Origin of the sequence: Methylogaea oryzae (assembly GCF_019669985.1) — a bacterium.
Classification (GTDB): domain Bacteria; phylum Pseudomonadota; class Gammaproteobacteria; order Methylococcales; family Methylococcaceae; genus Methylogaea; species Methylogaea oryzae.
Map to the genome: position 1 here is coordinate 2,826,338 of NZ_AP019782.1, position 18,804 is coordinate 2,845,141.

An 18,804-nucleotide genomic window follows, 5' to 3' on the forward strand; every position below is an offset into this window, starting at 1 on the left:
GCGCCCACCGTTACGGCTTCTTCTTTTCGCTTTCGCTCAAGCTCTCTTCCATCTCCTTGTCCAGCTCGTCTTCGAAACCGGCTTGGCGAGGCGGATTGCCGTCGTGCACCAGATAGTTGCGCTGCTGGAAATAGGCGTTGCGGATGAATTCGTAACGGTCCAACGCCGCCTCGTCGACGATCTTCGTGGCGCTCAACAAATCGGCACGGCTGTCGCCCAAACGCAAGGCGTACAGCGCGGACCCGATCCCCGCGCCGACGTAGGTGGACGGGTTCGCCACCGTATCGCCGATCAACCCGCCGAAACCGCGCGGCGAATTGGGGCCGAGCAACGGCAGGACGATGTAAGGTCCGGTGGGCACGCCCCAGGTACCGAGGGTCTGATCGAAGTCCTCCTCGTGCTTGGGCAGGTCGATCATGCTCGCCACGTCCACCAAGCCGGCCACGCCCACCGTGGTGTTGACGAGGAAACGCCCGGCGTCCATGCCGCCTTGCAGGAACTTCGCCTGCAGTAGGTCGTTCAGCGTCACGGTAATGTCGTTCATGTTGCTGAAGAAGTTGGTCACGCCCTTATCGGCGAATCCGGGCATAATCCACTGGTAACCGTTTGCGATGGGCTTCATGACGTGGTCGTCCAACGAATCGTTGAAGGACTGAACGCCCCGATTCCAGCCCTCGTAAGGATCCCGCGGATCGTGCTGCTGCGCCTCCGCCACATGGCTTTCGGTGATTGCGGGAGCGCAACCGGCTATCGCTGCCGCCATCCCAACGCCACACAAACTACGCCAAAGCGCCACCCGTAACGACCTGTTCTTCATCATCTTTCTTTCCTAATTCGTCCTATCGAATATTTATTATCAGCAAGTACTTGCTGTACATTAACCTCAGTGCAAATGATCGAGCCGCCGAGCGCTCGCGGTCCCGCCGAACAATGGCGGGAACCTAACCCAAGCCGTATTCTCACCTTTCAGCGCTCATATGTGTAGTCAAAAATCGCCTTTAGCATCACGTTTCAGGGGATACCTCCCCGTCATCGTCGACGTGGAAACCGCCGGTTTCGATCCCGTCAAGAACGCCCTATTGGAAATCGCGGCCGTCATTCCGGACATGGATGAAGACGGGCGCATAGGCATTGCCGAAGTGCATCATAGCCACGTCACGCCCTTCCCCGGCGCCAAGCTGGACCAGGCGGCGCTGGACTTCAACAAGATTGACCCCTACCACCCCTTCCGCATCGCCCTGGACGAAGAGCAAGCCCTGGCAAAAATCTTCCAGCCCATACGGGCGGCCGTCAAGCGCCACGGCTGCACCCGGGCCATCCTGGTGGGCCACAACCCGGCCTTCGACCTGAACTTCCTCAACGCGGCGGTGGATCGCTGCGGCATCAAGCGCAACCCTTTCCATCCGTTCAGCACCTTCGACACCGCCACGCTTTGCGGCCTAGCCTACGGCCAGACGGTGCTGGCCAAGGCCGCCCGCGCCGCCGGCATGGACTGGGACCACAGCCAGGCCCATTCCGCCGTCTACGACGCCGAACGCACGGCCGAACTGTTCTGCGGCATCGTCAACCGTTGGAAGGACTTGGTTGCCGCGGCGGCGCCGGAAGCCTCGGCTATTGCTTGACCGCGCCGCCCAGCAGCTTCTGCAATTCGCCGCTCTGGTGCATTTCCATCATGATGTCGCAACCGCCGACCAACTCGCCGTTCACGTAGAGCTGGGGATAGGTCGGCCAATGGGAATATTCCTTCAGCGCTTCCCGCAGTTCGGGATCGTCGAAAATGTTGACGGTTTCGTATGCGGCGCCGCTGGCTTCCAGGATCTGCACGGCGCGGGCGGAAAAACCGCATTGGGGAAAAGCCGGCGTGCCCTTCATATAAAGCAATACGGGATGGCCCTTGAGCTGGGACTCGATACGCTCGATAACGTTCATCATGGCACCTTGTGGTTCGTTGCGACATTAATCCCGACAAATTCTATCAATTTTCCGCCCCAACGCTAAAGGCATAACCGTCCGCGGCCCACCCCGACACGGCCGGCGCCCTTGAACGGCGCGGCCTGGAAGGCTGTAACTTGCCTTGCCGAACGATTCTTATATAATCCCGAGCCAATGCGTACAGGCAGTCTTTTGGACTGCCTTTTTATTTTTACGCCCTCAGAGATCAGGAAACCGATGAACGACTGCGTCATGCCAACCTATGCCCGCCAACCCGTGGCCTTCGACCGCGGCGAAGGCGTTTGGCTGTGGGACGAGTCCGGCAAGCGTTATTTGGACGCCATCTCCGGCGTCGCCGTGTGCAGCCTGGGACACGCCCACCCCGCCGTGCAGCAGGCCCTGTGCGAACAGGCCGGCCGGCTGGTGCATACCTCCAACATCTACCGCATTCCGCGCCAGGAACAGCTGGCCGCCGAGCTGGTCCGCCTCAGCGGCATGGACAACGTGTTCTTCAGCAACTCCGGCGCCGAAGCCAACGAAGCGGCACTGAAAATCGCCCGCCGCCACGGCCACGACAAAGGCATCGAACGGCCGGCCGTCATCGTCATGGAAGGCAGCTTCCACGGCCGCACCCTCGCCACCCTGAGCGCCACCGGCAACCCCAAGGTGCAGGCCGGCTTCGAGCCCCTGGTGGAAGGCTTCATCCGCGTGCCTTACAACGATGTGAACGCGGTGGAGCACATCGACGATCCCAGCGTCGCCGCCATCCTGGTGGAGCCGGTGCAGGGCGAAGGCGGAGTGCGAGTGCCGGCGCCCGACTACCTCAACCGCCTGCGGGAACTCTGCGATGCGCGCGGTTGGCTGCTGATGCTGGACGAGGTGCAGACCGGCATCGGCCGCACCGGCACCTTCTTCGCCTTCCAGCGCAACGGCATCCTGCCCGACGTGTGCACCCTGGCCAAGGCGCTGGGCAACGGCTTCCCCATCGGCGCCTGCATGGCCCACGGCGCGGCGGCCGGCCTGCTCAAGGCCGGCCAACACGCCACCACTTACGGCGGCAACCCTCTGGGCTGCGCCGTGGGCTTGGCGGTGCTGGGCGAAATGGAAAAACTGAATTTACCGGCCCGCGCCACGCAGCTGGGCGAAAGACTGCGGCAAGGCCTGAGCGCCCGTCTCGCCGCCCTCCCCGGCGTAACGGAAATTCGCGGCCAGGGACTGATGGTGGGCATCGAGCTGGACCGGCCCTGCCTGCCGCTGGTGGGCGCAGCCCTGGAACAAGGCCTGCTCATCAACGTCACCGCCGACAAAACCATCCGGCTGTTGCCGGCCTTGGTCATGGAAGACGCCGCCGCCGACCAGTTGATCGCCCAACTCGGCGACTTGGTCGAGGCCTTTTTGTCTACAACACCCTAAGCACAACGGCCATGAAGCCAAGACACCTCATCAGCTTATTCGACCTGAGCAGCGACGAATTCCGCCTCCTGCTGCGCCGCGCCATCGAACTGAAGCACCAAACCGGCATCTACGAGCCGCTGAAGAACAAAACCCTGGGGATGATTTTCGAAAAGTCCTCCACCCGCACGCGCATCTCCTTCGAAGTGGCCATGACGCAGTTCGGCGGCAACGCCATCTTCCTGTCACCGCGCGACACCCAGCTGGGCCGCGGCGAACCTATCGAAGACAGCGCCCGCGTCATGTCGCGCATGGTGGACGGCATCATGCTGCGCACCTTCCGCCACGACACGGTGGAAACCTTCGCCCGCCATTCGCGCGTGCCGGTCATCAACGGCCTCACCGACTTGATGCATCCCTGCCAGGTGCTGGCCGACATGCAGACTTACTTCGAACAACGCGGCGACATCCGCGGCAAAACCGTGGCGTGGATCGGCGACGGCAACAATATGTGCAACTCCTATATGGAAGCCGCCGTATTGCTGGACTTCAAGCTGCGCGTCGCCTGCCCGGAAGGCTACGAGCCGGACGCGGCCATCGCCGCCAAAGCCGGCGGCCACGTGGAAATCCTGCGCGATCCCAAGAGCGCCGCCGCCGGCGCGGACCTGCTGGTCACCGACGTCTGGGCCAGCATGGGCCAGGAGGAAGAACAGGAAAAGCGCCGACTGGCTTTCGCCGACTACCAAGTGGACGCCGCTCTCATGCGGTTGGCGGCGCCCGACGCCATCTTCATGCACTGCCTGCCGGCCCATCGCGGCGAGGAAGTGAGCGCGGAAGTCATCGACGGCCCGCAAAGCGTGGTATGGGACGAAGCGGAAAATCGTCTGCACGCGCAAAAGGCCTTGCTGGAATTCCTGCTGGCGCCGACGGCAGCCTGATGGGTTTTTATTCCGTGCGCTTTAACGCCTAAACGGCATTCGCTACCCGCAGAGGCGCGCCCGGCTTAGTGTGATCTTTCTCCCACGGCGGGCGCAGCCAATTTCTAGGCCCAGGCGGTTTCCTGCTAGAATCCCGCCCCAAACGCGACGACTCGCAAACCTTGAAGGAACATCCGGTGAGAAAGCTGATCCTCGCAGCCTGCCTGCTTATCCCCTTCGCCTCCGCGACGGCCGACGAAACCGCCTACGTCAGCGACAAGCTGGAAGCCCAATTGCGCAGCGGCCCCAGCCTGCAGAACAAGATCGTCCGCGTGCTCCATTCCGGCGTAAAGCTCACCGTGCTGGAAGAGGACAAGGAAGCGGGCTACACCCACGTCGTATCCGAGAGCGGCGCCGACGGCTGGATACTCACCCGCCACATCACTTCCCAACCGCTGGCCCGCGCCCAATTGCAGGACACCACGCAAAAGCTGGATAGCCTGACCCAGGAAAACAAGCAGTTGCACGCAGAGTTGGACAGCCTGAAAAAGCAGATCGGCGACACCAACAACGCCAAGGAAGAGGCCATCGCGCAAATGCAGCGCCTGAACAACGAAACGGCGCAGATCCGCCAGGCCTCGGCCGGCAGCGTAGCGCTGCTGGAAGAGCGCAACCAATTGCTGGAAAAAACCGCCGCGCTGGAAAACGAGCTGGAAAACCTGCGCCGGGAAAAAGAAACCCTGGCGGAGAAAGACTCCCAAGACTGGTTTATGAAAGGGGCCGGCGTCCTGCTCGGCGGCATCCTGCTCGGCTTCATCCTACCCAAACTGTCCGGCGGCAGACGCCGAGGCTGGGACAGCTTCTAACCACCCAGCGGGCCGCCTCAAGCGGCCCGCCTTCGTTACCACCCAACACAGCCGGCAACCGGAGACCCATTGCTATGAGCAACGACGACCAAACCCGCACTTATTCCGCCCAAGTGGTGGACGGCATGGAGCGCGCCCCCAGCCGCGCCATGTTGCACGCCGTGGGCTTCACCGACGCGGACTTCAAGAAACCGCAGATCGGCGTGGCCTCCACCTGGAGCATGGTCACCCCCTGCAATATGCACATCGACAAGCTGGCGCTGGAAGCGGCCAAGGGCGTGGACGGCCACGGCGGCAAGGCGGTGGTGTTCGGCACCATCACCATCTCCGACGGCATCTCCATGGGCACCGAAGGCATGAAGTACTCCCTGGTGTCGCGGGAAGTGATCGCCGACTCCATCGAAACCGTGGTGGGCTGCCAGGGCTTCGACGGCGTGGTGGCCATCGGCGGCTGCGACAAGAACATGCCCGGCTGCATGATCGGCATCGCGCGCCTCAACCGTCCTTCGGTGTTCGTTTACGGCGGCACGATTCTGACCGGCTGCCACGGCGACAAAAAGCTGGACATCGTTTCCGTGTTCGAGGCCGTCGGCGCGCGCGCCAACGACAAGATCGACGACGGCGAGCTGCACGCCATCGAATCCAAGGCCATCCCCGGCCCCGGCTCCTGCGGCGGCATGTACACCGCCAACACCATGGCCTCGGCCATCGAAGCCTTGGGCATGAGCCTGCCCGGCTCCTCCGCGCAAGCCGCCGTGTCCACCGACAAGCTGCTGGACTGCGAACGGGCCGGCGCCGCCGTGCTGGAGTTGCTGAAAAAGAACATCCGCCCGCGCGACATCATGACCAAAAAGGCGTTCGAAAACGCCATCACCGTGGTGATCGCCTTAGGCGGCTCCACCAACGCCGTGCTGCACCTGTTGGCCATGGCCGACGCCTGCGGCGTGGACCTCGCCCTGGACGACTTCAACCGCATCGGCGCCCGCGTGCCCATGCTGGCCGACCTGAAGCCTTCCGGCCGCTACGCCATGGCGGAACTGGTGGAAATCGGCGGCATCCAGCCCTTGATGAAAGAGCTGTTGAAGGCCGACCTGCTGCACGGCGACTGCCTCACCGTCACCGGCAAGACCCTGGCGGAGAACCTGGCGGAAGCGCCGGATTACCCGGCCGGCCAGGACATGATCCGGCCCCTGTCCGACCCGATCAAGAAAGACAGCCACCTGGTGATCCTGCGCGGCAACCTATCGCCGGAAGGCTCGGTGGCGAAGATCACCGGCAAGGAAGGCCTCAAGTTCACCGGCTCCGCCCGCGTGTTCGATTGCGAGGAAGAAGCCCTGCAGCGCATCCTGGACGGCACGGTGACCAAGGGCGACGTCATCGTCATCCGCTACGAAGGCCCCAAGGGCGGCCCCGGCATGCGGGAAATGCTCTCCCCCACCTCCGCCGTCATGGGCAAAGGCCTGGGCAAGGAAGTCGCCCTCATCACCGACGGCCGCTTCTCCGGCGGCACCCACGGCTTCGTGGTCGGCCACATCACCCCGGAAGCCTACACCGGCGGCCCGCTGGCCGTGGTGCGCAACGGCGACCAGATCACCATCGACGCCGAAACCCGCGAGCTGACCCTGCACGTGGACAGCGGCGAAATCGCCGCCCGCCTGGCCCAATGGCAAAAGCCCGCCCCGCGCTACACCAAGGGCGTGCTGGCGAAATACGCCAAGCTGGCCAGCTCGGCTTCGGAAGGCGCCGTGACGGATAAGGATTTGGGCGAACTGTAAAGCCTTACCCAAACGAAAGCCCGTCGGCTCGCCACGAGCCGACGGGCTTTCGCGTCCCTGGCCGAGGGAATGCCCCAACCGTCGGCGGCTAAGCCGCCGACGCCGTGGAATGGCTGCGGTGTTCCGTCAAGCAATCCTTGACCAAAGTAGCCAACTCGTCCGGCACGAATTTGGCCAGGAATTTGTCGGCGCCGACCTTCTCCACCATGGACTGGTTGAAAACCCCGCTCAGGGAGCTATGCAGCAAAATGTACAAGTCCGCCGTACGGGGATCGGCGCGCATGCGGGTGGTCAGCGTGTATCCATCCATGCGCGGCATTTCGATGTCCGAGATCACCAACGACAAGTATGAGGGCAAATCCTTGCCTTCTTTCAGCCAGGCTTGCAACTGCTCCCACGCCTCCTGTCCATCCTTGGCCAGGGTGCAGGTGACTTTTAGCGCATCCAGCACCTGCTTGACTTGATGGCGGGCGACGCTGGAGTCGTCCACCACCAGCACGTGGTGCGCCTCAGCCGGGCTGTCCACCACCAAGCTATCGGACAGATGCTCATCCACGCCGATGACTTCCGTCAGCACCTTCTCCACGTCGACGATTTCCACCAACTCCTTGTTGTATTGGGTCACCGCCGTCATATAACTGCCGGCCCCCACGCCCTTCGGGGCCGGATATATCTGGCTCCATTCCAAATGGATGATTTGCTCCACCGAAGCGACCAGGAACCCATGCGTGGAACGGTTGTATTCGGTGATGATGACGTAGCCGCTGCCGTCCCGCGGATGGGGAGCGCCACCGACAGCCATGGACAAATCGATGATGGACACCGTCTTGCCGCGTAAATTGGCAATACCGCAAACCACCGAGTGGGAGCGGGGAACCTGGGTGAACACCGGGCACTGAATCGCCTCCTGTACCTTGAAGACGTTGATTCCGAAGCGCTGGCCGTTTTCCAAACGGAATAGCAGCAACTCGATACGGTTATGGCCGGCAAGATTGGTGCGCTTATCGATGCCGTCGAGTAATCCAACCATTGGTTAGCCCCTTGATGTGGGAAAACATTTAGCGGACACGGCACCATCCGGGCGCCAATGCGGAGAGCGGAAAATGCTCCGACGGAGCGGGAAGCCGATTGAAAGGATAACCCAGAGAGAAAACGATACGCCTTGACGGGCCGAGCGGAAACGACCGTCTGCACTTCGGGAGGGATTCGCCATGATCCGGCGCGCCAGCCTGCGCGACTCTACGACCCACTACGTGGCGCCGTCCCTATTGGCGAAAAGCATTTAAACCCGATATTTTAGTGGCATTTTCCGCCCTTGCAAGCCCTCCTCCGCAGCGTTCGCCCCGCCCGCACGAGCGACCAGGAACCCAGGCGGCTCGTCCCGAGACTCCTCCCCCGGCACTCTTGCCCTCGCACAGTTTTTATTCATATTCTTAAGCCAACCTGATCGGCCGCCGAAGCCGGTCCATGATTCCATCCGGTGATACGACGGGCGGCGCCCCAACCCGCGGCGTGGCCACAAACAACAATAAGGAGCCATGCGTCATGAAGGTTTTTTGCGTCCACCCCAGCCCTCTGATGTACACCAAGGTGTTCCTGCGGCTGGAACCCCTGGGCCTCGAATTGGTGGCTGCGGCCCTGCGCAGCGCCGGCCATGAAATCCGACTGATGGACTTGCAAGTGGAATCCCACGACGATTTCCAGCGCGAATTGGACGCCTGGAAACCCGACGTCGTCTGTTTTTCCCTCAATTACCTGGCCAACGTGCCGGAAGTGGTGGACTTGGCCAAAGCCGCCAAGACCCGGCTGCCGGAATGCTTCACCTTTGTCGGCGGCCATAGCGCCTCTTTCGTCGCCGGCGCGTTGTTGGAACACGGCGAAGGCCTGCTCGATTGCGTGCTGCGCGGCGAAGGCGAGGCGGCAGCACCGCTGCTGCTCGAAACGCTGGCCAACGGCGGCGATTTGACGACGGTGCCCGGCGCGCTGACCCTGGACGGCGAAGGCCCGCCGCCCAGCTTCATCGAAAGCCTGGAAGACCACCTGCCGGCTCGCGACCTGGTCAAGCACCGGCGCAAGTATTTCCTCGGCACCCTCGACCCCTGCGCCTCCATCGAATTCAGCCGCGGCTGCCCGTGGGACTGCAACTTCTGCAGCGCCTGGACCTTCTACGGCCGTAGCTACCGCGTGATGAGCACCGAGCGGATCATGGAGGACATGCGCCGAATCAAGGAGCCGGGGGTTTTCATCGTTGACGATGTGGCCTTCATCCAAGGCCAACGCGGCATGGAAATCGGCGAAGCCATCGCCCGCGCCGGCATCAAAAAGAACTACTATCTAGAAACCCGCGGCGACGTGCTGCTGCGCAACAAGGAGGTATTCCAGTTGTGGCGCAAACTGGGCATGGAATACATGTTCCTGGGCATAGAGGCCATCGACGCCGAAGGGCTGCAGAAATTCCGCAAGCGCGTCAGCCTGGGCAAGAACTTCGAAGCGCTGGAATTCGCCCGCTCGCTGGACATTGCCGTCGCCATCAACATCATCGCCGACCCGGACTGGGACAAGGAACGCTTCGAGGTGATCCGCCAGTGGTGCATGGAGATCCCGGAAATCGTCAACATCAGCGTCAACACGCCTTACCCCGGCACGGAAAGCTGGCATACCGAAGCGCGCAAGCTGACCACCCGCGACTACCGCCTATTCGACATCCAGCACGCGGTGCTGCCCACCAAGCTGCCCCTGCACGAGTTCTACGGGGAATTGGTGAAAACCCAACAAGTGCTGTTCAAGAAACACATGGGCTGGGCAGCGGTGCGCGACACCATGAAAATCCTCGGCGGTCACTTGCTGCACGGCCAAACCAACTTCCTGCGCAGCCTGTGGAAGTTCAACAGCGTGTTCAACCCGGAACTGCAACTGGCCGACCACCGCCAGCCGGTGAAATACGAAATCCCCTTACCGCCGCCGGCCGCCGAACACAAGATCGACGCCAAGAGCCTCTATGTGCACAAGAATCTGGGCCGCAAAAGCCGCGCCCTAGACGACGCCACGGAACAATTCGTCGACGAGGGACGCCTAGCCTGCGACGCGGTGCCGTCAAACTAAGGCGGGCGAAAACCGGGCCGGCCCCAAAAACCGGCCCGCCGCTACGCCTCGCAGTCGCATTCGCCGATGTCCTCGAACCAGATCCCCGGCGATTGCCGGATAAAGCGCGCCATCAGCTCGGTGCAAGCGGAATCGTTCAATTCCACCACCTTGACGCCCACCTCACGCAGCCAATCCAAATGGCCGGCGAAGTTGGCGGATTCGCCCACCACCACGGTGCCGATGTTGAACTGCCGGATCAACCCCGAGCAATACCAGCACGGCGCCAAAGTCGTCACCAAGATCTTGTCGCGGTAGGTCTTCTGCCGCCCCGCCTTGCGGAACGCGTCGGTTTCGCCGTGCACGGAAGGATCGTTGTCCTGCACGCGGCGGTTGCGGCCGCGGCCGAGCAAGCGGCCTTCGGCGTCGAACAGCGCCGCACCGACCGGCACGCCGCCCTCGTCGAATCCCTGTTGCGCCTCCTCGAAAGCAACGGCCAACAAGTTCGCATAATTCATAAAATCCTCCCGATGAATTGAACGGCCACCTTTAACCCGCGCCGCCTTTCAGCAACTGCTCCGCCCCATAGGAAGAGCGCACCAGCGGGCCGCTGGCCACGTCGCGAAAGCCCATGGCGCGCGCCGCCTCGGCTAGCTCGGCGAACTCCTCCGGCGTCACGTAACGGATCACCGGCAAATGATCGGGCGACGGCTGCAAATACTGGCCCAGGGTAAGCAAATCGCAGCCGTGGGCGCGCAAATGGGCCATGACCTCCCTCACCTCTTCCAGGGTTTCGCCCAACCCCAGCATCAGGCCCGACTTGGTGGGCACACCCGCCATCCTCTCGCGGAAGCGTCGCAACAAATCCAGCGACACCTGATAGTCCGCACCCGGCCGCACCGCGCGGTACAAACGCGGCACCGTCTCCAGATTGTGGTTGAACACGTCCGGCGGCGCGGCGGCCAAAGCCTCCAGCGCCGCGTCCAAGCGCCCGCGGAAATCCGGCGTGAGGATTTCCACCTGGATGGAAGGCTGCGCCGCCCGCAAGGCCGCTACGCAAGCGGCGAAATGTCCCGCGCCGCCGTCGCGCAAATCGTCCCGATCCACCGAAGTCACCACCACGTAACGCAACCCCAGCTCGGCCACCGCCCGAGCCAAACGGGCCGGCTCCTCGGCATCCGGCGGCTTCGGCTTGCCGTGGGCCACGTCGCAAAAGGGGCAGCGGCGCGTGCAAATATCGCCCAGCACCATGAACGTCGCCGTGCCGTGGCTGAAGCATTCGGACAAATTGGGACAGGCCGCTTCCTCGCAAACGGAGTGCAGGCCCTGCTCCCGCAGCACCGCCCGCACCTTGCCCACCGCCTCCGGCGCGGCCAGCTTCACCCGGATCCAGTTGGGTTTGCGCAAGGCGGGAGCGGACTCCACCTTCACCGGAATACGCGACAGCTTGGCAGCGCCCCGCTCGTGGGTTTCCGGAGTGGCGCGGGACAGAGGACTAAAATGGGGAAAATCGCTGGCTTTGGACATGAGCGGCATCGTTGCGGATAGACTTCTAAAATGCCTGGAAGCCGCGCCGGGTGCAAGCCGAACCTGATCTTGAAATTTTCCCCACTCAACGGCCGTCCGGCCTGCACAGTCACAAGCTAACAAGCCATTGAGCGCCGGGCCGGCGCCATTAGAATCGCGGCGCATGGATAGAGGTGATACGGCAAGCCTCAACAAATCGCGCTGATGCATCTAGTGCGGAGCAGGTACTTCGAGGAGCTTTTGGTGATCGTATGCCGCACCTGCCAGACAGGCCTCGTACAGAATGCGAGTACAATAAATAAATGATGTTTCGTTTTAAGCGTCGCAGAAATCCATTTTACAACCCATTTCTAACATTACTCGGACGCTTTATCGGAATCGGTGGAATGTGTGTCGCCGTATATTTCAGCCTGGTAGAAGGCACACTATCGCCACTGTACGTTGCCTTTGCGGTGTTGACGATATTGGAAATGGTGTTGTTCTATTCCCGTCTGTGGAGATGAACACGTAACTAGCCTACCGGAGTGCTAGATACGCCAGGACATTTGTATCAAGCCAGAGGTTGCATTCCCAGCGCGGTAGGTTGAGCTGACGAAAGGAAACCCAACATGACACCACTGCGTTAATCGTTGGGGTTCGCCGACTCACCCCAACCTACCGTGCTTAACCGAACGATTGACATGATGAATGCTGCTATTAGCGGAAATAAGCTGAATTACTCGTGCTATGAATGATCTACGCAGCCATGTGGCAAGGCTTGTTGTGAAATGCCTCGTGCTATTAATGAGCGCTGAGGCTAGCGCTGCCACGAAGTCCTATCACACATATAAAATCGACAGAGCCTGGTTCGACTCGGCATACATATATCTTCTATATAAAGACCGCTTTGCTGAAGTAAGCTACGACACTAATGACATCAATGGCACCTTAGTTAAAGAGGAAAGCAAGCAACTCATCAAGAGAATCCCAAGGACGGAAACGAGGGAAAGTCGCACCATAAATCTTGAGACAGGAGATGCTGCTGACTCCGCAATATACGTTGACTCTGACTTTGCGATTTATAAAACCGATACTGGAGTAATGTTATCTGGCCGCTCAACCTCGACACTACTTCCGCCATGCGAACGGACAATGTGGCTTCACAATAGCCCCATCCGCATGGGCGATCGACTTTTTTACTGTGGAATATTTTTCAATGCATCGGGAAATATCGTAAGCGATATTCCGCAGCCTGTAACTCATGCCATAGAGCAAAAAGCCCACCCAAGAGAAGCGAAAACTGCAGTTTTATCGGCATTGCTACCCACGAGTCTTTTATTTGCGTTCGCGGAAGAAAAACTGCTGGTTACGCTACACAGGCCTGGCTCACCTATTATTAGAGAGCTAGATATCGCAGCTTGGAATATCGAAAGAGACCAAGCAGTTTCTTGGCACAAAACGTTCTTGCCGGAGTCTGTGAGCGGGTATAAACTGCTGAACAGTGCCGCCGCATACTGCCCTAAAGGAGGGGTTTTGCTGCAAACCAGTCCTTTAGATAAGGGGGAGATCATTCTGTGCGATGAAACAAAATGCACATCGCTTGGCTTTCATACTGGTTTTGCGTATTTGCTTATAGACAATGACTCAAAAGAAATATTTGCCATATCACAAAACAACTTAACGTCCCCACTTGCCATGGTAACCGTATCAGGATACTGAGTAATCGCTCATCGTAATCCGTATTCGCAGGCGGCGGAATCAGTTCTAACACTCCAACACAACGCCTTGGAGTGAGCCGCCCCCCACGATTGGCATAGCGTTGATATATTGGGTTTCCCGCCGTCAGCCCAACGCGCCACCGCATCGACTACAGTAACGACGAAGACGCAACCCGCACTCACCGATACGACGCTCCCGGTCACCTCACCGACGACCGCAAGCACCGTTTTACCTACAACGGCCTCGGCCAGCGCATCGCCAAAACAGTCAACGCCATACCACCCGCTTCGTCTACGACGCCCAAGGCCAACTCCTGGGCGAATACGACGACAGCGGCAAGCCCCTCCAGGAAACCGTCTACCTGGGCCGCACCCCGGTGGCCGTCTCCGCGCAAGGCGATGAAGACAGCAAAGGGACAGCCATCTACTCCGTCCACACCGACCACCTGGGCGCCCCCCCACGCCCTGCTGGATCAGGACAACCAAATCGCCTGGACCTGGCACAGCGCCGCCTGGAGCGGCGAAGGCAAAGACACCGCCCACGGCAAGATCACCTACAACCTCCGCCTGCCCGGACAGTACTACGACAGGAAAACCGGGTTGCATTACAATTACTTTAGGGGCTACGATCCGGGGACGGGGCGGTATATCGAATCCGATCCGATTGGGCTGAAGAGTGGGCTGAATATCTATGCCTATGTTGAAAACTCCCCACTCAGTTTTGTTGCCCCAAGCGGTCTGGAACAGCAAATAGGTTATGGACAACAAACTCAGACTTTGCGAGACGGAGCGCCTATTCCCGAGGGCGCGGTCTCTATGGATGGGCCTGGTAGTCCACTGGGCGCGCTTGAAACAGCGGTTAATGCAGCAGCGCCTGAACTTAAGCTTCCCGGCATTGTATTGGGAACTATTGGAAAGGGGGCGCTGAACGTTTTTAGATCAATCAAGGCCTGTCCGAAATATCCGGCCGGGTTTAGAGATGTTCAGAATGGAACTAAAAAGTATTCTGTCAACAAAAAAGAGTTGCTAGAAAAGCTAAAGGAAATAGAGCCAGGTAAGTGGAGCAAGGTATACAAGGATGGCTTTGACTCTAGTGGCAATCAAGTATTTGTGCACTATTTTAAAAGTGACTCTGGGGCCGTATTTGATCTAGATGTAAAGCCTGGGTGGAGCAACTTATGACGCACGATGAGCTGGATAGGCTTGAAAAACTGATGGCAATAATCGCAATAGGTGTTTCTGTTTCTCTGAAGCGTGGGGCGGTTAGTATAAGCGAGGCGGAGCAATTGCTTTACTCGCCAAGAACTTTTGAGGTATTGAAAAGCGCCAGAGCTGACAAGACGGTATTGTCAATAATTTTCTCCGGGACCGAGCTGGAAAACATAGCGAGACTGCTCCCGGATAATCTTGAAAAGGAGCTGACGTCGCTTTCGGATAGTGCGATAGCGTTTCTGCTGTCAAAAAACGAAATAAACTTGTGCTTGCCAAAGTGGTATGAGGTTTTTTTTGGAAACCGGAAGGTGAACGGATAAAGGGTCACGGATAAAGGTAGAGTAGAGAACAGAATTCCACATTCCGTAGGTTTGACCTATCCCTTTCCGCCACTTTCGTTTAACTCGTAACCCGCATTCGAGCGTAGCATGGCTGACCTACGTCACGGCAAGCGCGTAGATACTCGGTTCCTGTGCGGCGGGGTCAGTTCTAACATTCCAACACCGCACCTTGGGGTTAGCCGGCGCCCCCCAACGATTGGCGCAGCGCTGATATGCTGGGCGTCCTACCGTCAGCTCAACGCGCTCCGCACCGCCACCGAACAAGAAAACGGCGGCAAACACCGCTTCACCTACAACGACGCCGGACGCCTCAGCCAAGCCGAAGGCGCCGACTATCGCTACAACGGCCTCGGCCAGCGCATCGCCAAAACAGTCAACGCCATACCACCCGCTTCGTCTACGACGCCCAAGGCCAACTCCTGGGCGAATACGACGACAACGGCAAGCCCCTCCGGGAAACCGTCTACCTGGGCCGCACCCCATTGGCCGTTGCCGCCAAAAGCGACGACGACGAACGCCCAGCCGGCCTCTACGACATCCACACCGACCACCTGGGCGCCCCCCGCGCCCTGCTGGACCAGGACAACCAAATCGCCTGGACTTGGCACAGCGACCCCTACGGCGCCGCCTGGAACGGCGAACGCGGCAAGATCACCTACAACCTGCGCCTGCCAGGACAGTACTACGACAGGGAAACCGGGTTGCATTACAACTACTTTAGGGACTACGATCCGGGGACGGGGCGGTATATCGAGTCCGATCCGATTGGGTTGAAGGGTGGGGTTAATACTTATGCCTATGTTGGGAACAACCCAATACATTGGATTGACCCTTTAGGCTTAGAACGTAAGCCAGGCAAGACACCGCCCAACAGTTGGCCAACACCTCCTATTGAGGCATGTGGCAAGAAACCGAAATGGAGCCCAAGCGGATACTGGGAGGGCAAGAAAGGCCGTAACTTAACCGGGGTGACCATTCCCACGGAACAGGCATTGATCGTGGCTTAGGGCCACAGGGCGGTCACTGGGATGACGAAAATAGCGATAATCGCTGGGATAAGGATGGGAGTTTATTGCCTGGCAGCCCAGATGCCAAATTAGAGTCTATCGATCCGTCCAATTCTCAAAATCCAGAACTTCAATCACCTCCGTGGTGGGTCTTGATTCTATTAATACCATTTCCTGGAAATCCCATATACGGGGGGATATAGAAAGGACAGTAACGATGCCTAAAAGTAAACTAGATGCACTGATTGCACAGATAAAAACGCGACACGCAGAACTTAGGGTAGGCTCCGCGAGATATGACTCATTCATGGCTCACCTTCAATCCCTTGGCTCGTGGGAGCAAGAAGCGATGAACTATCCTGATGAAACGCCAGATTTTCCAGAGAACATATATCTCGCTTATGCCGTATGTCATACTGATTGCGGCGTAAAACAAGTTATTGTCGATGGAAGCACGCAAGAATGCCAACGATGCGGCCGCCTAATGTTTCGCATCGCGACAAAAAAATACACGGCGCTTCCTGATTAACCCGCATTCGCAAGGGCGGCGGGGTCAGTTCTAACATTCCTACACAGCGCCTTGGGGTGAGCCGGCGAACCCCAACAATTAGCGCAGCGCTGATATGTTGGGCCTCCTACCGTCAGCCCAACGCGCTACCGCACCGCCACCGCGCAAGAAGACGACGGCAAGCAGGAACAACACCGCCTCACTCTCGCCTACCAACTCGTAACCCACATTCGAGCGTAGGGCGTCAATAGCGGTCCTCCGAATATTGCGCCGCATGGCTGACCTGCGTCACGGCAAGCACCGTTTTGCCTACAACGACGCCGGACGCCTCGGCCAAGCCGAAAGCGCCGACTACCGCTACAACGGCCTCGGCCAGCGCATCGCCAAAACCGTCAAACGCCACACCACCCACTTCGTCTACGACGCACAAGGCCAACTCCTGGGCGAATACGACGACAGCGGCAAGCCCCTCCAGGAAACCGTCTACCTCGGCCGCACCCCGGTGGCCGTCTCCGCACAAGGCGACGAAGACGGCAAAACCGCCGCGATCCACTACGTCCACACCGACCACCTAGGCGCCCCTCGCGCCCTGCTGGACCAGGACAACCAAATCGCCTGGACCTGGCACAGCGACCCCTACGGCGCCGCCTGGAGCGGCCAAGGCAAAGACACCGCCCGCGGCAAGATCGCCTAAAACCTGCGCCTACCCGGCCAGTACTACGACAGGGAAACCGGGTTGCATTACAACGTCTTCCGGGACTACGATCCGGGGACGGGGCGGTATATCGAGTCTGATCCGATTGGGCTACGGGGTGGGTTGAATACTTATGCCTATGTCTCTGGAGACCCAGTGAACTTTATTGACATCTTAGGCTTAACCCAGTGTGACATCGATGTGGCGCGTGATGTTGCTCGGCAATCCTTGGAGGGCAAACGGTTATCAGGTACGGGGAGATACCCCTACACGTTGCCAGCAGATGACCATATTGTTGTTGGTGAGATGCCAGTGCACCCTGCAACAGGGGCGCCTGCTAGCGCATACACCGATGTTAGGACAATTCACTTATCCGATAAGTATTTGCAGTCACTGTCTGCCGACGAAGCTGCTGGCTTGGTGGATACTATGGTTCATGAAGGTGTTCATTACTCGCTCCCGTCAAGCGATTCTCGGCAAGATGATTCCAGCGGGCGGGGTTATGTATATGACGAAACCAAACGTTTGTTAACAAAAAATGCTCTCCGAAACAAATATGCAAAATAAAGGAAAATGCGATGCGACTGCACTGGGAAGTAAGTATCTTGCAGTATGGTTTTTTTGTTTTTGCAGCATGCTTTAATAGCGGCGCGCTTAGTGATGAAGTTGCGCCATGCTTCGGTGTCAACAATTCTTTGCCCATTACAAAAGAAGGATATTGGGTGCCGTCTAGTGTTTTTTCTCACCACTCAACCCACAAATTAAATTTAGACTTGATTGGTCACAAGAAGCGGCCGGATATATCGGATATGTTTCCAATGTTAGGGCACGGGATTGATATAGGTGAGGGCAGCACTTTTTCTTACGGAGAGTATTTCTTGGGATGGCCTGGCACAACAGACACCGAAATGTTAACGCGTGTGAGTATTTATATACCCGACATGCTGGTTAACGACAGGAAAATGGAGTTCGATTTAGCCAAAAGCGAGGCCATAGTTTTTTATAGTGCAGGGTTTCCTGCTTTTAGAAGCTATTGTTATGGGTATGCAGCAACAGGCAGGTTTCGCGCCGCGACAAGAGCATGGAGGCCCCTTGACCCTATAAACCAGCGAATTTTTTCTGTGCTCAATAACGAGGGTGGGGCGCATATAACTATTGACGCAAAAATTGAGTTGCGTAGCACTGAGACAAAAAAACAGAATGTGTGCGGACAATGCGTTTTGCGAGCGGACCTTGTTGTGCCAAAAACTACAGTAATCAAGTCTAAAGATAAGATGCCAATACTATATGATAACCCGTAAGCGCGTAGGTTGTGGTGAGTCGGCGAACCCCAACGATTGGCGCAGCGCTGATATGTTTGGCTTCCTACCGTCAATAAGTAAGGCGGTGGTCTTTTTGGCTATATTTTGTATTCTAGGGGGCATCGGTTACGCCAAAGAAATAAAGACGGGAGGCGGCCATGCCGTGACCTGGAGCAACTTGGCCGCGGTTGTCAAGGGCGAGCATTTGCGCGCTATCCTGGCGGCCTATGATGACTTTTCGAAAGAGGTTAACCAGGCGAAAGCGGCTAAAGAGGAAAAAGAGTCCGGCGCAGATAGCTTTCCAGCGTATAGCGCAAGACTAGAGAGTTATGATATTGCAGTTAAAGAAGGTAGCGAAGGATATACGGTCGTATTTCAGTTAAGGCATTCTGACCGATTTCAAATAATTGCCGGTAATGGTGGGCAGGTGAGATATATAATCGATCCAACAACATTTCAGGTTATTACAATCGACAAACAAAAGTAAAGATTTCCCAGACAACTCGTAACCTGCATTCGAGCGTAGGGCGTCAATAGCGGTCCTCCGCGTATTG

General features: G+C 58.5%; 20 protein-coding genes. 15 read left to right on the forward strand and 5 right to left on the reverse strand.

The features are described from left to right. Positions 1–10: 10 nt before the first annotated feature. Complete coding sequence (locus K5607_RS12300) at positions 11–763, reverse strand: MlaA family lipoprotein (RefSeq protein ID WP_221047179.1); 753 nt, start codon at positions 761–763, stop codon at positions 11–13. Between the two features lie 214 nt (positions 764–977). Between K5607_RS12300 and rnt the strand changes: the two genes are divergently transcribed. After that, the gene (rnt, locus tag K5607_RS12305) at positions 978–1,622 is read left to right on the forward strand and encodes a ribonuclease T (RefSeq protein WP_221047182.1); all 645 of its coding nucleotides are present in this window, start codon (positions 978–980) and stop codon (positions 1,620–1,622) included. Here the strand turns inward: rnt and grxD are convergent. Continuing rightward, positions 1,612–1,929 carry a Grx4 family monothiol glutaredoxin gene (grxD, locus tag K5607_RS12310; RefSeq protein WP_054774076.1) on the reverse strand — a complete coding sequence of 106 codons (318 nt, stop codon included), beginning with the start codon at positions 1,927–1,929 and terminating at the stop codon, positions 1,612–1,614. The two genes, rnt and grxD, sit on opposite strands and share 11 nt — an antisense overlap. Before the next feature lie 240 nt (positions 1,930–2,169). On the opposite strand from grxD, the gene K5607_RS12315 reads away from it, so the two are divergent. The 4 genes from K5607_RS12315 to ilvD all read left to right on the forward strand — a co-directional run bounded on the left by K5607_RS12315 (position 2,170) and on the right by ilvD (position 6,882). After that, positions 2,170–3,345: an aspartate aminotransferase family protein gene (locus K5607_RS12315; protein WP_221047184.1), complete on the forward strand. Its 1,176-nt coding sequence runs from the start codon at positions 2,170–2,172 to the stop codon at positions 3,343–3,345. Positions 3,346–3,356: 11 nt separating this feature from the next. Beyond that, positions 3,357–4,262 carry an ornithine carbamoyltransferase gene (gene argF, locus K5607_RS12320; RefSeq protein ID WP_221047185.1) on the forward strand — a complete coding sequence of 302 codons (906 nt, stop codon included), beginning with the start codon at positions 3,357–3,359 and terminating at the stop codon, positions 4,260–4,262. A 176-nt stretch (positions 4,263–4,438) separates the two neighbouring features. Next, complete coding sequence (locus K5607_RS12325) at positions 4,439–5,107, forward strand: TIGR04211 family SH3 domain-containing protein (protein ID WP_221047186.1); 669 nt, start codon at positions 4,439–4,441, stop codon at positions 5,105–5,107. A 74-nt stretch (positions 5,108–5,181) separates the two neighbouring features. Next, entirely contained in the window at positions 5,182–6,882 is a 1,701-nt protein-coding gene (gene ilvD, locus K5607_RS12330; RefSeq protein ID WP_054773372.1) for a dihydroxy-acid dehydratase, read from the forward strand. Positions 6,883–6,970: 88 nt separating this feature from the next. On the opposite strand, the gene K5607_RS12335 is transcribed toward ilvD, so the two are convergent. Then, positions 6,971–7,912: a chemotaxis protein CheV gene (locus K5607_RS12335; RefSeq protein ID WP_221047187.1), complete on the reverse strand. Its 942-nt coding sequence runs from the start codon at positions 7,910–7,912 to the stop codon at positions 6,971–6,973. A 515-nt stretch (positions 7,913–8,427) separates the two neighbouring features. Between K5607_RS12335 and hpnR the strand changes: the two genes are divergently transcribed. After that, the gene (gene hpnR, locus K5607_RS12340) at positions 8,428–9,984 is read left to right on the forward strand and encodes a hopanoid C-3 methylase HpnR (RefSeq protein WP_221047188.1); all 1,557 of its coding nucleotides are present in this window, start codon (positions 8,428–8,430) and stop codon (positions 9,982–9,984) included. Positions 9,985–10,025: 41 nt separating this feature from the next. On the opposite strand, the gene K5607_RS12345 is transcribed toward hpnR, so the two are convergent. Together K5607_RS12345 and lipA are read right to left on the reverse strand one after the other, a co-directional pair. Further along, on the reverse strand, positions 10,026–10,481 hold the full coding sequence (locus tag K5607_RS12345; RefSeq protein WP_221047189.1) for a nucleoside deaminase: 456 nt from the start codon (positions 10,479–10,481) through the stop codon (positions 10,026–10,028). A gap of 31 nt (positions 10,482–10,512) precedes the next feature. Then, positions 10,513–11,490, reverse strand: coding sequence for a lipoyl synthase (lipA, locus tag K5607_RS12350; RefSeq protein ID WP_221047190.1), 978 nt, complete (start codon positions 11,488–11,490; stop codon positions 10,513–10,515). 726 nt (positions 11,491–12,216) lie between these two features. Here lipA and K5607_RS12355 point away from each other — a divergent pair. The 9 genes from K5607_RS12355 (at position 12,217) to K5607_RS12395 (ending at position 18,737) form a co-directional block, all read left to right on the forward strand. Next, on the forward strand, positions 12,217–13,188 hold the full coding sequence (locus K5607_RS12355) for a hypothetical protein (protein ID WP_156302386.1): 972 nt from the start codon (positions 12,217–12,219) through the stop codon (positions 13,186–13,188). A 398-nt stretch (positions 13,189–13,586) separates the two neighbouring features. After that, positions 13,587–14,369: an RHS repeat domain-containing protein gene (locus tag K5607_RS12360; RefSeq protein ID WP_221047191.1), complete on the forward strand. Its 783-nt coding sequence runs from the start codon at positions 13,587–13,589 to the stop codon at positions 14,367–14,369. Further along, positions 14,366–14,719 carry a DUF3969 family protein gene (locus K5607_RS12365; protein WP_221047192.1) on the forward strand — a complete coding sequence of 118 codons (354 nt, stop codon included), beginning with the start codon at positions 14,366–14,368 and terminating at the stop codon, positions 14,717–14,719. The genes K5607_RS12360 and K5607_RS12365 overlap by 4 nt, the downstream gene beginning before the upstream one ends. Positions 14,720–14,952: 233 nt before the next feature. Next, positions 14,953–15,747: an RHS repeat domain-containing protein gene (locus K5607_RS12370; protein ID WP_485020569.1), complete on the forward strand. Its 795-nt coding sequence runs from the start codon at positions 14,953–14,955 to the stop codon at positions 15,745–15,747. Positions 15,748–15,964: 217 nt separating this feature from the next. After that, positions 15,965–16,276 (forward strand): hypothetical protein, encoded by a 312-nt coding sequence (locus K5607_RS12375; RefSeq protein WP_221047194.1) that lies wholly within the window; start codon positions 15,965–15,967, stop codon positions 16,274–16,276. Between the two features lie 253 nt (positions 16,277–16,529). Continuing rightward, positions 16,530–16,949, forward strand: a complete 420-nt coding sequence (locus K5607_RS12380; RefSeq protein ID WP_054772930.1) for an RHS domain-containing protein — start codon at positions 16,530–16,532, stop codon at positions 16,947–16,949. A 3-nt stretch (positions 16,950–16,952) separates the two neighbouring features. Further along, complete coding sequence (locus K5607_RS12385) at positions 16,953–17,516, forward strand: RHS repeat-associated core domain-containing protein (protein WP_281427751.1); 564 nt, start codon at positions 16,953–16,955, stop codon at positions 17,514–17,516. A gap of 11 nt (positions 17,517–17,527) precedes the next feature. Next, positions 17,528–18,250, forward strand: coding sequence for a hypothetical protein (locus K5607_RS12390; protein WP_156302308.1), 723 nt, complete (start codon positions 17,528–17,530; stop codon positions 18,248–18,250). Beyond that, a complete protein-coding gene (locus tag K5607_RS12395; protein WP_156302307.1) occupies positions 18,237–18,737 on the forward strand; it encodes a hypothetical protein in 501 nt (166 codons plus the stop codon). Before K5607_RS12390 ends, K5607_RS12395 begins: the two co-directional genes overlap by 14 nt. Positions 18,738–18,804 lie beyond the last annotated feature (67 nt).

What these genes read in the sequence shown, in the direction of transcription:
- rnt (WP_221047182.1), top strand. Translation starts at nt 978, where the DNA reads ATGTGTAGTCAAAAATCGCCTTTAGCATCACGTTTCAGGGGATACCTC.
- K5607_RS12365 (WP_221047192.1), top strand. Translation starts at nt 14,366, where the DNA reads ATGACGCACGATGAGCTGGATAGGCTTGAAAAACTGATGGCAATAATC.
- ilvD (WP_054773372.1), top strand. Translation starts at nt 5,182, where the DNA reads ATGAGCAACGACGACCAAACCCGCACTTATTCCGCCCAAGTGGTGGAC.
- K5607_RS12390 (WP_156302308.1), top strand. Translation starts at nt 17,528, where the DNA reads ATGCGACTGCACTGGGAAGTAAGTATCTTGCAGTATGGTTTTTTTGTT.
- grxD (WP_054774076.1), bottom strand. Translation starts at nt 1,929, where the DNA reads ATGAACGTTATCGAGCGTATCGAGTCCCAGCTCAAGGGCCATCCCGTA.
- K5607_RS12355 (WP_156302386.1), top strand. Translation starts at nt 12,217, where the DNA reads ATGAATGATCTACGCAGCCATGTGGCAAGGCTTGTTGTGAAATGCCTC.
- K5607_RS12300 (WP_221047179.1), bottom strand. Translation starts at nt 763, where the DNA reads ATGGCGGCAGCGATAGCCGGTTGCGCTCCCGCAATCACCGAAAGCCAT.
- K5607_RS12315 (WP_221047184.1), top strand. Translation starts at nt 2,170, where the DNA reads ATGAACGACTGCGTCATGCCAACCTATGCCCGCCAACCCGTGGCCTTC.
- lipA (WP_221047190.1), bottom strand. Translation starts at nt 11,490, where the DNA reads ATGTCCAAAGCCAGCGATTTTCCCCATTTTAGTCCTCTGTCCCGCGCC.
- K5607_RS12395 (WP_156302307.1), top strand. Translation starts at nt 18,237, where the DNA reads ATGATAACCCGTAAGCGCGTAGGTTGTGGTGAGTCGGCGAACCCCAAC.
- K5607_RS12380 (WP_054772930.1), top strand. Translation starts at nt 16,530, where the DNA reads ATGGCTGACCTGCGTCACGGCAAGCACCGTTTTGCCTACAACGACGCC.
- K5607_RS12375 (WP_221047194.1), top strand. Translation starts at nt 15,965, where the DNA reads ATGCCTAAAAGTAAACTAGATGCACTGATTGCACAGATAAAAACGCGA.
- K5607_RS12345 (WP_221047189.1), bottom strand. Translation starts at nt 10,481, where the DNA reads ATGAATTATGCGAACTTGTTGGCCGTTGCTTTCGAGGAGGCGCAACAG.
- K5607_RS12335 (WP_221047187.1), bottom strand. Translation starts at nt 7,912, where the DNA reads ATGGTTGGATTACTCGACGGCATCGATAAGCGCACCAATCTTGCCGGC.
- K5607_RS12370 (WP_485020569.1), top strand. Translation starts at nt 14,953, where the DNA reads ATGCTGGGCGTCCTACCGTCAGCTCAACGCGCTCCGCACCGCCACCGA.
- K5607_RS12360 (WP_221047191.1), top strand. Translation starts at nt 13,587, where the DNA reads ATGAAGACAGCAAAGGGACAGCCATCTACTCCGTCCACACCGACCACC.
- argF (WP_221047185.1), top strand. Translation starts at nt 3,357, where the DNA reads ATGAAGCCAAGACACCTCATCAGCTTATTCGACCTGAGCAGCGACGAA.
- hpnR (WP_221047188.1), top strand. Translation starts at nt 8,428, where the DNA reads ATGAAGGTTTTTTGCGTCCACCCCAGCCCTCTGATGTACACCAAGGTG.